The organism is Massilia sp. 01N410, assembly GCF_056399665.1.
Map to the genome: position 1 here is coordinate 19,873 of NZ_JBFTRV010000020.1, position 11,985 is coordinate 31,857.

Below are 11,985 nucleotides of genomic sequence, written 5' to 3' on the forward strand. Positions count from 1 at the left end.
GGGCCCTTGAATACCTTAGGGCCGCGCTCTTGAATCCGTCGTCCCCGCGCAGGCGGGGATCCAAGTTTTGTTCGCGCTATGAAAGCGCTTGCAAACTTGGGTCCCCGCTTCCGCGGGGACGACGCTTTTTTGGGGATGAACACATGATGATCGGTGCAGGACTCGGGCAGGTGCTGGCGCTGGCGGACGGCGCGCCGCATGCCGAGGCCATCGCCGGCGTGGGCCTGGCCGGCGAGCGCCATGCCGATCCGCTGTCGCCGCGCCAGGTGCTGCTGGCCGGCGCCCCGGCCTATGCCGATTTCAAACTGCCCACGCAGGCGCTGGGCGAGAACCTGCTGGTCGACTTCGACACTTCGCAGCTGGTCTCCGGCAGTGTGCTGCGCATCGGCGACGAGATCCTGCTGCGGCTGATGTTCCAGTGCGAAGCCTGCGGCCACCTCGATGCCTTCCAGGCCGGCGTGGCGGCGCGGATCGGCCCGCGCCGCGGCGTGCTGGCGCGCGTGCTGGCCGGCGGCGTCATCCGGCCCGGCGACCGCATCCGCGACCTGGGCCGCATGCTGCCGGCCTGGGATGAGGACTGGCGCCTGCGGGTGGCCCGGGTGCTGCGCGCCGTGCCGGACGGGATGGTGCTGAGCCATGCCAGGCTGGCGCGCCTGGCCGGGGTGCAGTCGAGCTACTGCCGCGCCTTCCCGCGCCTGGCCGCAAATCTGGGCCTTGCCGGCAAGGCGGTGTCGGGCCAGGCCGCGGCAGGCCTGCGCTGCTGGGATGGGGAAGGCCTGTTCGACGACGAGGGCGGCTACAGCGAATTCAGTTCGTAACGCACGTCGCGGCGGTCCGCGTGCTGGGGACCGTCGACCAGATAGGCATCCCAGCCCAGGCGGCCGATATGGGTGCCATCCCGCAGGGTGACCTCGCGCACGTCGGCCGCGCGCAGCACCAGTTCCACTTCGTATTCGAGGGTCACGCCGGTGAACAGGGTCAGCAGGGAGTGCAGGGCTTTCGCCGCCAGGCCACCGGGCAGGAAAGCGCCGAAGCTGGCGCGGTCCAGCGGTCCGATCACGAGGCGCAGGCGCAGGTCGCGCTGCCACACGCGCACGCCCGCCATCGCACCGGCGCCCAGCACGGCGGTGGCCTGGCCGAGGATGGTCTGCTGCGCGGGCGGCACCTCGTACCATTGGCCGACGAACTGTTCGGCCGCCACCGGCTGGCCGAAGTATTCGCTCAGCACGCGCGCGAGCTGGCTGCTGGAGGCCGGCCGGTGCCGGATCGCGGCGGCGAAGTAGCCGACCGATTCGTCGAGCACCGCGCCGTTGTGTCCTTGCGCCAGGCGCTGGCGCAGCGCGGCATTGCCGAAGCCGGCCAGCCCGAGCAGCAGGGGCAGGAAGCTGTCCCTGCCCTCGAGCTGGTATTTGAAGGGCAGCCGGTATTTGCGCCAGGCTTCGTAGAACAGGGCCAGCGAGCGGTTCGAGAAGGTGTCGAGGAAGGCGCGCGGGCCTTCGTCCTTGTGGCGCTGCTCGTGCTCGGCGATGCGTTCGTTGTAGTGGGCCGGCAGCACGCCGTTGCAGCCCAACAGGCCCATGAAGGCGGGCGTGAGGTGGACGTGGCGCAGGCTTTCGTCGTCGTGGGTCTCGAGGTGGATGGCTTCGAGCTGGCTGGCCGGGAAGCCGTGCGAGGTCGAGTTCCGGAAGCGCAGCACCTGCGCCACCGGGTCAAGCCGGGACTGGCGCTGGCGCCTGAGCCAGAGCTCGAGCAGGCGCACCGCCTGGAAGTATTCGAAGCGCCAGGGTTCCTTGAACAGGCGCTCGATTACAGCAGGCTCGAATCGCCGCTTCTTGGCGAACATGCGAGTAGCTCCTCTCCGGTCTTGTGCGAGACGATGGTCAGCCTGGTAAAGCTGTTGGCGTGGACGTAGAGGGCCAGGAAGCGCTCGATCAGGTGGGCGAAGGCGTGGATGCCGCTGCCGACGAAGGCTTCCTCGTCGATGGTCAGGCGCACCTCGACCCCGCGCACCAGGCAGGTGAACGGATTCCCCGGCAGCCAGGCGCTGGCGGCCTTTTGTTCGATGCCATTGATGCCGGCGATCTGGCGCTGCGAAGAGGCCGAGCGCGGCAGGTCGTACAGGGCCAGCATCTCGCGGAAGGCGTCGATGCCGTCCGAGGTCAGCGACAGGTGGTTCAGCGACAGGTGGGAGATCAGGCGCCAGTGGGTGCCGCGTCCGTGCTCGAAGCGCCAGGAATTGGTGGGCTTGCGCAGGAAAACGATCGACTTCACGCTGGATCCGCCTTCGAGGAACAGGTCGCCGCCGCGCTGGCCGTAGGCGAGCTGGGAAGGCAGGTCGCGGTTGGTGCAGATGAGTTCGAGGTTCAGCGTGTCGGTCTCCACCGCGGCGGGATCGAAGTCGATGTCGACGATCGTGATCTGGGTCTCGAAGCCCGGGCTTCTGTCGCGCAGGGTCTCGTCGCGCCGCAGGGCCCAGTAATGGCCGCCGATCGAAGGCGCCTGCGCATGCTTGAGCGAATAGAAGGGCTGGTATTCGATGATGGATTCGCCCTGCGGCGTCTGGCGCACCAGCGAGACCGACTCGATCGTCTGCACCTCGTAGGCGAAGGCGCGGCGCCCATCGGCCAGCACAGGATAGCTGGCGCTGGCATGGGTCAGGCGGATCGGCTCTCCCTTCTGGCGGAACAGGTTGACCACCGGGGTGCAGCCGAGCAGCACGTTGTTCGTCGACAGCGTCTCCAGCATGCGCGCGGTGTTCGAATCGGCGCGCAGGCCGGACAGCGCCAGGTGCAGGGTGAGCGTCCTGCTCCCCGCCGGCAGCGCGCCCGCCAGCGCGGCAAGGTCGATGTCGAAGAAGTTGAATTTTTCGGGGAAGCAGAAGTACTCGGTCAGCAGCCGGTAGGCGGGATGGGAACGCGCCGGAAAGTCGATCAGGGCATCGTCGTCGTCGAAGCCGGCGGCATGGATCGGGATCGCGTCCAGCGGCACCCAGCGTCCGCTGCGGTCGGCTTCGGCCCAGGCGCCGACGGTGCGCATGAACAGCGCATCGCGCAGGGCCGCGCAGAACGAAGGCTCGCCGTCGATGAACACGCGCAGCCGCGCCAGCTGCAACTGGCCGGGCGCCTGCTCGCCGGTTGCGGCGATGCTGAGCTTGAGGCCGGCGCCGGCGCCGCCCGGCAGCCTTACCGCTTCCGGGCAGCGGATGATGGCGGAAAACGATGCCTCGGCGAGTTCCAGCGGCGCCACGCAGACCGGGTAGACGGTGCGGAAGGTGCAGGCGGCGCCGCGCACCGGCCGGGTATTCAGCTGGGTGCCGCGCGGGATGACGCTGGCGCCGGTCTGCTGCGCGGCGGCGGCGGCGACGTCCATGCGTGCGATCGAGCACGAGGGGAAGGGCCGCAGGTAGTGCGGATACAGCACCTCGAACAGCGCCTCGGTGAACTCGGGATAATCGTCGTCGAGGCGCTTGGCGATGCGCGCGTTGAGCAGCGCGAAGGACTCGATCATGCGCTCGATGTGCGGGTCCTCGCATACCTCGCCGCTGATCAGGAGGCGGCCGGCGATCTTCGGATAGCGTTCCGCGAAGTCGCGCAGGTTGCGGCGCAGGTAACCGAGCTCGCGCTCGTAATACGGCAGTAGCAGTTCCACCTCAGGCTCCCACCGGCGCGGACGCGGACGGCGCCGCCACCGCCGTCCGTCCTGCCTTGCTGATGCTGTACTGGAGCGTGGAGCGCTGCAGCACGGCGTCGAAGTTGACCGGCTCCTGCGAGCTGCTGGCCACCAGCAGCGCCGTGATCGAGAAATTCAGGCGGTTCACCGCGCCCTCCCTGATCTCGAGCGAGGCTTTCACGTTGCGCAGGCGCGGTTCGTGGCGCCCGATGACCTGTTCCAGGCAGGTGCAGATATGGGCGCGGTCGGTGGGGCTGGACAGCGAGCGGTCGGCGAAGTCGCTCAGGCCGTAGTTCAGGATCGAATTGCTGCATTCGGGGTAGTCCTCGAGCAGCGCTTCCGGGATCACGGCACGGGTGTTCAGCAGGGCCTCGAGGTCGCGCGCGACCGCATCCTTCAAGTCCTCGGCCGAGATCCGCGACACCGTGGCGCTGCCGGCGCCACGCGTCGGCACACCGAGCAGGCGGTCGAATAAACCAGGCGTGAAACCCTTCATCGGCATCCCCTCGCGTGATCCAGCCGAGAGTCTTACATAGACGCCGCCGAAAAAATAGTTCAGTTGGGAAGGCGCTACCAAAACATTGAGCGGGAGCAAGACCCAACCGGGTTCCCGTAAAAAGGGCGCCACGAAAAAGCTATGGTTGTGGACTCGACAGGAGGGAACGCGACATGAACAGCAAGGTACTTTGGGGCGAGGGCCTGCTGCTGCGTCCGCAGCACTTCCAGCGCCAGGACCAATACCACGAACACCGTCTCTACAAGAGCATCGATGCCGTTCATCCCTATGCCTGGGGCGTGGAGCGGCTGGAAGTCGACCGCGATGCCCTCGGCAGCAACGTGCTGCGCATCCTGGCGCTGGCGCTGCGCTTCCAGGACGGCGAACTGGTCGACGCGCCGGGGCCCGACGAGCTGCCGCCCACGGTCGACCTGAACCTGCTGCAGTCCCGCCACAACCAGCAGAGCGTGACCTATTACGCCGCCCTGCCGGGACTGAAACCCTTCAGCGGCAACTTCGTTCCGCCCGGCGAGGACAGCACCACGGCCCGCTTCGTGCAGGCGAACCAGGAGACGCCCGACCTCTACACCCAGGCCTCCCCGGCCCAGCTGGCCTACCTGAAGAAGACGGTGCGCCTGGTGGCCGAGTTCGAGCCGCGCGATGCCTATACCTGTTTCCCGCTGCTGCGCTTGCGCCGCGCCGCCGCCGGCGGCTTCGAACTCGATCCGGGCTTCGTGCCGCCCAGCCTGTCGGTCGGCGCCGCGCCGATCCTGCACCTGCAGCTGCGCCGCCTGCTGGACGCGCTGCAGGCCAAGGTCAGCGCCCTGTACGGCCACCACCGCGAGCCGAGCCGCAACGTGATCGAGTTCCGCTCCGGCGACATGTCCTCGTTCTGGCTGCTGCACACGACCAGCACGGCCTGCGCGGCGCTGACCCACTATCTGCACCACCCGGACCTGCATCCCGAGCGCCTGTACGAGCAGCTGCTCGCCACCGCCGGCGCCCTGATGACCTTCTCGAAGAGCTGGACCTTGGCCGACCTGCCGCCCTACCAGCATGCGGATCCCGGCCCGGCCTTCCTGAAGCTCCACCAGATCGTGCGCGAGCTGCTCGATACCGTGATCTCGTCGAAGTACTTCGCCATCGTCCTCAGCGAGGTGCGACCCAGCTACCACCACGGCATGCTCGACTCGGGCAAGATCGACGACAAGACCACCTTCTATATCGCCGTCTCGGCCGACATCCCGGCGCTGGAGCTGGTCGATACGGTGCCGCTGCGCTTCAAGGTCGGCGCTCCCGACGACGTCGAGAAATGCGTGCTGTCCGCCCTGCCCGGCGTGCGCCTGCAGTACGCGCCCCAGCTGCCGGCAGCGGTACCGGTGCGCCCCGACACCTGCTACTTCGTGCTCGAATCCAAAGGGCAGATGGTCGAGCGCATGCTGCAGGCGCAGTCGGTGTCGATCTACGTGCCGTCGGGGATGAAGGAGCTCAAGCTCGAACTGCTGGCGGTGGCGGCCTGAGATGGGTAGCGTCTTCGGCGAAGGACTGAGGCAGCACGCGCGGCTCATCACGCTTGCGAGCGCACAGGATGGCGATCTGCCCGAATCGCTGGTGGTGGAGCGCTTCACGGGCCGTGAGGGCGTCAACGAACTGTTCTGCTTCGACATCGATGCGCTGAGCGTGTCGGCCGATCTCGAACTGTCGCCCTTCATCGGCGAATCTCTCAGCGTGGCGATCCTGCAGCCGGACGGCAGCCGGCGCGCCTGGCACGGCCTGTGCACCCAGGCTTCATGGACGGGCGCGGACGGCGGCATGGCGCGCTACCGCCTGCGGCTGGAGCCGGCGCTGTCCCTGCTGGCGCTGCGCCGCGACAGCTACATCTTCCAGGACAAGAACGCGCGCGACATCGTCACCGAACTGCTGATGGATTATCCACAGCTGCGCTTCGACTTCGACCTGACGCAGCCGCTGTCCACGCGCCCGGTCTGCACCCAGTACCGCGAGAGCGATCTCGCCTTCTTCATGCGGGTACTGGCCTCGGAGGGCCTGAGCTGGCGCTTCGAGCACGACCAGGATGGACACCGCCTGCTCATCTTCGACGGCAAGGCGCCGGCGCCCGCGACGCCGGGCGGCGACACCATCCGCTTCCACGGCGTGCGCGCCACCGAGCAGGACGACAGCATCGACGTCTTCGGCGCGCGGCGCCAGGTCGCGGCCAATGGCGTCGCCATCAGCAGCTGGGATCCGTCGCAGCTGATGGCGCCGGGCGCGGAGCAGCAGTCCCACCTGGATGCCGGCGAGCTGCCCGGGATGGCGATCTATGACGGCAGCGGCGAGCGCATCGCAGCCAGCAGCGACGAAGCCGGCCGGCACTGCCGGCTGATGCTGCAGGCGCTGGAGCTGGACAACAAGCGTTTCGAAGGCGCGGGCTCGGTGCGCCGGCTGGCGGCCGGGTACGCGTTCAACCTGAGCCAGCACGAGCGCTATCCGGAGGGAGAGAACGCCTTCGTCGTGCTGTGGGTGCGCCATCAGGCGCGCAACAACCTGCGGCCGGCCGGTATCGACGGCATCTACCGCAATACCTTCGCATGCGTGCGCGACGTGGCCGCCATCATCCCGGATGCGGTGACCGCGCCGCAGCCGTGCACCGCACCCGGACCGCAGACGGCGCTGGTGGTCGGCCTGCCCGATGCGGTGGCGACCACCACGCGCGACCACCAGGTGAGGATCCAGTTTCCCTGGCAGCGCGGGCGCAATCCGAACCCCGGCGGCCTGGCCCACAACAGCGACCCCGAAGGCTGCGCCCCCGGCGACGACAGCTCGGGCACCTGGGTGCGCGTGGCGGAAGCGCTGGCGGGGCCCAACTGGGGCACGCAGTTCACGCCGCGCATCGGCACCGAAGTGCTGGTCGACTTCATCGAAGGCGACATCGACCGCCCCGTGATCGTCGCCCAGCTCTACACCGGATCGGACCCGCCGCCGTTCGCGGCCGGCGTCGATTCCGGCATCAAGCATGCGGGCGTGCTGTCCGGGATCCACACCCATAACTTCGACGGCGGCGGCTGGAACCAGTGGCAGCTCGACGACACGCAGGGCCAGCTGCGCATGCGCCTGGCCACCAGCAGTGCGGCGACCCAGCTGAACCTCGGCTACCTGGTCGACCAGCCGCCCGGCTCGGCCCAGCGCGGACGCTTTCGCGGCAGCGGCTTCGAACTGCGCACCGATGCCTGGGCCGTCCTGCGCGGCGGCGAAGGCGTGCTGCTGTCGACCAGTGCGCGTGCCGAGGGCGCGTCGACCCAGATGGATGCGGCAGAGGCGCTCTCGCTGTTCAAGGGCGCGCGTTCGCTGAACGATGCGATGGCCGGCGCGGCCTCCCAGCAGCAGGCCTTGTTCAGCAAGGAGGCGGCGCAGGCGCAGGCGGACTTCATCGAGCAGATCGATCCGCAGGCGAAAGGCAGGTATGCCGGCGCGGTCGGCGGACAGCCGGCCTTGAAAGCACAAGCGGGCATGCGCGAGCTGGATGCGGAGCAGCCGGTGGAAAAGTTCGGCGCGGCGATCGTGCTGATGGATGCGGCCGCCGGCATCAACTGGGCGACGCCTGCCTCCACCGTCATCTACGCCGGACAGCAGCTGCACTGGACCACGCAATCGAACCTGCACATGACGGCGGCGCATACGGTGTCCTCGGTGGCCGGCCAGGCCGCAGGCCTGTTCACGCACGGCGGCGGCATCCAGGCTATCGCCGGCAACGGGCCGGTGTCGCTGCAGGCGCATACGGACCAGCTGGAGATCCTGGCGGAAGGGGCGGTGACGGTCATTTCCGTCAACGACGGCATCGAGATCAAGGCCAGGGACAAGATCGTGCTGCAGGCGGGGCCGGCGACGGTGACGCTGGCGGGTGGGGATATTACGTTTGCCTGCCCAGGGAAGTTCAGTGTGAAGGGTGGGCAGCATTTGTTTGAGGGCGGGGCAAACAAGGCTGCAGAGTTGCCGCAGTTACCTGATTGAGCTGGCACGACCAATAACTTCATTGCGCTCAACTATCGTGGTGTGGATGGTGAAGCGATGTCGGGCGTCGGTTACAAAATCAAGTTCGAAGCTCCAGGTACTACTATTTATCGGATCGTAGATCCTACGTCGAAAGACAACCGCATCTGTTGGATGACTGAAACAGAGTTCAGAAAACTGAAATCAAAAGACGATTGGCGTCGCCGTTTTGCTGTTTGGGCGAACTGGAACAGCAATGGTGAATTCATCACTTACACTGTCCTACCGGGTCCTAGATTGAATGTTTGGGAAGGAATAACAGCATCTCAAACAATGAAAAATACAAACTATGTCCTCGAGGGCGGTGCTATTCAACTCGTCGTCGATCCGTCTCACCTGGAAAAATTACATATTTCTCCCAGGCAGAAGACGGGATCGGGATATGACGATTGGGAGCAGCAAATGGCTTGATTGGTGTGCTTGTGCAAAAGAATAATTGGGCGATATAGAGAGGGAACATGGCCATCCAGATCAATCCGCAAGAAATACATTTGCTGGAGCGTTATAGCTCTTTGGAATATTTTGCGGAATTACGCGGTACATGGGGAAAAATGGTAAGACATGTTGAATCATGCTTGCAATTATATTTATCGAATCTCCCTTCAAAATATCGATCAATGCCGTTTTCGGAACAGCCAGATATCGTCTGGGACCATCGTATATTGCCGAATGTTCGTGATACGTTGAAGGGCCTGTGCACAGGATTCATTATGCTAAGTCATGGCGATGCCGATGGTCTTCGTTATGCTCATGGTCCAGTTAATGACGCCATAGGACAGAGACGGGACTATTCAACTGACTGGATGTCGGTTGAAGAGCGTGAGCTTTACGATAGACTTTTAACGGAAGCAGCAAAGCGAGCAGGGTATATCACGGCTACGGAAGGCGCGTACTGGAGGCCCTTGGAGTTATCGAATTATTTAGACTTAACAGAGCCCTTAGACCTTCCAGGCCAATGGCCGGCGTACCGTGTCAATCAAAAAATTTCGGTGCAAACTGGAGCCAAGACGCCTCAAAACGGTATCTATGTTCCCGATTTGCCGAATAGTTGCGCTCAGTTTTTGAGCGCTAACCATACACAATCTCCTCAAGCCTATGTGATTGCTGGTTTTCGTGACCTTTTGGATCCGAAAGACTTAAGAAAATATGGCGAAGAGCCCTGTCTTGAAAAAAAGGATTGCACTTGGTATCTGGTAGAGCGCGCACAGGATTCATACGAAACTCAGAAATCCGAAGCCATCAATTCCGCCCAACTTGTACGTGTCGCGGCCGGACAGTCATGTCCTGAAGCTGGATTCTATTTTACTCCTGCGCGTCTTGACTCCAGAAAGCTATTTAAAAAAGGTGATGTGATGCCGGAAACTTGGTACCGAATATGGAGCAACGATATGGCAACGAGACGTTAATCAAGTTAACGCCAGTAAAACAGCGGCGTCGTTGCCGTGGCGGGCGAAATCTGCGCTTACTAATATGTTACGCCATAGCGCAGATCGCGATTTTTGCGAAAGTTACCAAGAACTAATCCGTTTTCGTCAGTTCCAGACCATCGACGACCATTTTCCACCCATTGCCATCCTTGTAAGGCGGCTTACTCACCACAAAGGTCGTTGTGATTGGTCCAAGCCCTACTTCGAAATTGTCTCCATCGAACCCCTTGAGTGGACCGTCAACTGAGGTCGTGCCACCGTCCTTTAAACGCTTGTACTTGACGGAACCATCTTGCGTAATCAGTAGATACATCGCTTTTTCTTGCCACTCACCGATATATAAGGATTTTTCTTTTGGAATTGGTTTTCCGCAGCCGGCCAGCGAACCGAACAGGGTAAGAAGAATCAATAATTTCGAATGTTTCATATAACCTCCATGCAGGGTGAGCAATGTATTCAACGACGACCAAGCGTTGCCCAAGATAAAGCACTCCAGGAGGTAATGCTTGCGTAAGCTCATCGCGATTGCTTCAGGTCACTATTAATGTGAGGTGTTGAAGAGTATTTTTGTTTTTGAGCAACCGTATTTCGAGAGGAGATTCATATGGCAGGACCATTGATCAGACTCGGTGACAAAATCTCCCACGGCGGCAGCGTCATCGAAGCGTCGCCATACAGCGATATCGATGGCGTCGGCATCGCACGCATGGGTGACAAGGTCAGTTGTTCCAAACACGGCACGGTCACGATCGCCAGCGGAGACACGACCTTGATCGTCGACGGCAAGCCGGCCGCGCGCGACGGCGACAAGACTTCTTGCGGCGCTGTCCTGATCGCAGGTCAGCAAACCACCTCCGACAAGATCTGAGCGCGACGATGTCCACACATCCTGCCTTGCCAGCCGGTGAGCGCGTACTGCTTTCCTGGCTCAAATCCCTTTTTCTGGCCACCTTTGTCGTTGTCGCCTGCTGGGGAAGCGCGATCGTTTACTGGCGCACGACCAAAGCCAACCCGGCAACGGGCGAATTGCTGTTTTACCTGCTCGGATTGCCAGCTTGCCTGGTCCTGATGGGCTTCATTGGCCGAAAGCTGATTGCCCGACCGACCGCCGCGCCAACCGCTACCACCGTTTCCACGCCAGCAAAGGCAGCGACCGCGCCGTCGCAAACCCGTCCGCTGGCCATATTGGCGGCCTCGCTGCGGCTGCCGCATGGCGCATCGCCCGAAGAATTGGCCTCGGCCATCGCCGGTAACAAGGCGCGCGCCGATCTCGATAAAGAATTGGTCGATGAGGATGGCTTTCCCATCATGGCAGCGCGCTGCAATCACGCCGTGGACGAAGCGCTGCGGGACGAAATCGGGGAATGGCTGGCCCTGAATGGCATGAGCGGGCTGCAGTTCAATGACGAGCAATGGCGTGCGTTGACGCTGGCAAGCGCCGTGGTTGCCGAACTGGCCGCACAGGCTGCGGGACCAATCCTGTACCAGGTGGATACGCAGGCAAGGCTGCAATTGATACCGTTATTGCCGGCTGAATGGGATGTCGCACAAGGCCGCGCGGCCGGCATATGGCTCAAGCAGACCGTGGCACGCTACGGCTGGCCAGGCGACCATGTCATCGTGACGACGGAAGTCCCTGCGCTTGCGGGGGATGTTTCCCCATCAGCGGTAATCAATCGGCTGGCTCACAGCGCTGGTGCGGAGAATGCGCCATTGATCGCCATGGTCGTGGCGTTCGCTTCGCATATTGGCGACGAGTCGGTGGCGCGCTGGGCGGCGAATGGTTCCCTGTTCACGTCATCGCAGCCTCATGGACATATTCCAGGCGAAGGCGCGGTCGGGTTTCTGATGACGGATCAGCTCAGCCTGGCCGAATCCTCGACGATTGCGGTACTGGATGGAATCGAGGAAGCGCACCTGGATTCGTCGGCCGACGAGACCAAGCGTGTCGACTCCAGCTTGCTGGGGGAATTGTCGGAACGTGCCTTCAAACGCAGTGGGATCGATGCTTCCGATGTGACAATGGTGATTGCCGATACCGGGCAGCGCTCGAGCCGCGTACTCGAATTATTGGCGCTGAAGGCGGCCGGGTTATCCCGGCTGGACGAAACGGATGACATGGTCCGTGTTGGCGTCGCCAGTGGGAGATGTGGTGCGGTTTCATTTTTTGCTGCGCTGGCGTTGGGGCGCCATTTCGCGCTTGAGCGTGGTGCGCCGGTGCTTTGTGTCGGTAATGAAGATCCGTATCGTCGTCTGTCAGTCTTGATTCGACAAGTTGATTTATTGGATTAAAAATGGAGCATTAACCTTATCGATGCCGGTATGTTGTGAGCCTTTTTGAAATAT

The 11,985-nt window shown here is 63.2% G+C and carries 11 protein-coding genes; 7 read left to right on the top strand and 4 right to left on the bottom strand.

The window, feature by feature from the left end; all coding sequences use genetic code 11:
* The first annotated feature begins 143 nt into the window (after positions 1-143).
* Complete coding sequence (locus tag AC1DOP_RS22130; RefSeq protein WP_441935142.1) at positions 144-818, top strand: MOSC domain-containing protein; 675 nt, start codon at positions 144-146, stop codon at positions 816-818.
* Here the strand turns inward: AC1DOP_RS22130 and tssG are convergent.
* The 3 genes from tssG to tssE are packed head-to-tail and all read right to left on the bottom strand — an operon-like array spanning position 797 to position 4,165.
* Positions 797-1,843, bottom strand: a complete 1,047-nt coding sequence (tssG, locus tag AC1DOP_RS22135) for a type VI secretion system baseplate subunit TssG (protein ID WP_441935143.1) — start codon at positions 1,841-1,843, stop codon at positions 797-799. The genes AC1DOP_RS22130 and tssG overlap by 22 nt on opposite strands.
* Positions 1,807-3,648, bottom strand: coding sequence for a type VI secretion system baseplate subunit TssF (tssF, locus tag AC1DOP_RS22140; protein ID WP_441935144.1), 1,842 nt, complete (start codon positions 3,646-3,648; stop codon positions 1,807-1,809). The genes tssG and tssF overlap by 37 nt, the downstream gene beginning before the upstream one ends.
* Position 3,649: 1 nt before the next feature.
* The gene (tssE, locus tag AC1DOP_RS22145; protein WP_441935145.1) at positions 3,650-4,165 is read right to left on the bottom strand and encodes a type VI secretion system baseplate subunit TssE; all 516 of its coding nucleotides are present in this window, start codon (positions 4,163-4,165) and stop codon (positions 3,650-3,652) included.
* 173 nt (positions 4,166-4,338) lie between these two features.
* Here tssE and tssK point away from each other — a divergent pair, with 173 nt between their 5' ends.
* From tssK to AC1DOP_RS22165, 4 genes are read left to right on the top strand one after another with little or no spacing between them, the layout of a single operon-like run.
* Entirely contained in the window at positions 4,339-5,685 is a 1,347-nt protein-coding gene (gene tssK, locus AC1DOP_RS22150) for a type VI secretion system baseplate subunit TssK (RefSeq protein ID WP_441935146.1), read from the top strand.
* 1 nt (position 5,686) lies between these two features.
* Positions 5,687-8,173 (top strand): type VI secretion system Vgr family protein, encoded by a 2,487-nt coding sequence (locus AC1DOP_RS22155; protein ID WP_477253386.1) that lies wholly within the window; start codon positions 5,687-5,689, stop codon positions 8,171-8,173.
* A 57-nt stretch (positions 8,174-8,230) separates the two neighbouring features.
* On the top strand, positions 8,231-8,623 hold the full coding sequence (locus AC1DOP_RS22160; protein WP_441935148.1) for a hypothetical protein: 393 nt from the start codon (positions 8,231-8,233) through the stop codon (positions 8,621-8,623).
* Positions 8,624-8,670: 47 nt separating this feature from the next.
* Complete coding sequence (locus AC1DOP_RS22165; protein WP_441935149.1) at positions 8,671-9,618, top strand: hypothetical protein; 948 nt, start codon at positions 8,671-8,673, stop codon at positions 9,616-9,618.
* A 112-nt stretch (positions 9,619-9,730) separates the two neighbouring features.
* Here AC1DOP_RS22165 and AC1DOP_RS22170 read toward each other — a convergent pair whose 3' ends face one another.
* Positions 9,731-10,066 carry a hypothetical protein gene (locus AC1DOP_RS22170; protein WP_477253389.1) on the bottom strand — a complete coding sequence of 112 codons (336 nt, stop codon included), beginning with the start codon at positions 10,064-10,066 and terminating at the stop codon, positions 9,731-9,733.
* A 177-nt stretch (positions 10,067-10,243) separates the two neighbouring features.
* On the opposite strand from AC1DOP_RS22170, the gene AC1DOP_RS22175 reads away from it, so the two are divergent.
* Positions 10,244-10,507 carry a PAAR domain-containing protein gene (locus tag AC1DOP_RS22175; RefSeq protein WP_441935151.1) on the top strand — a complete coding sequence of 88 codons (264 nt, stop codon included), beginning with the start codon at positions 10,244-10,246 and terminating at the stop codon, positions 10,505-10,507.
* An 8-nt stretch (positions 10,508-10,515) separates the two neighbouring features.
* Positions 10,516-11,931, top strand: coding sequence for a hypothetical protein (locus AC1DOP_RS22180; protein ID WP_441935152.1), 1,416 nt, complete (start codon positions 10,516-10,518; stop codon positions 11,929-11,931).
* The last annotated feature ends 54 nt before the right edge of the window (positions 11,932-11,985 follow it).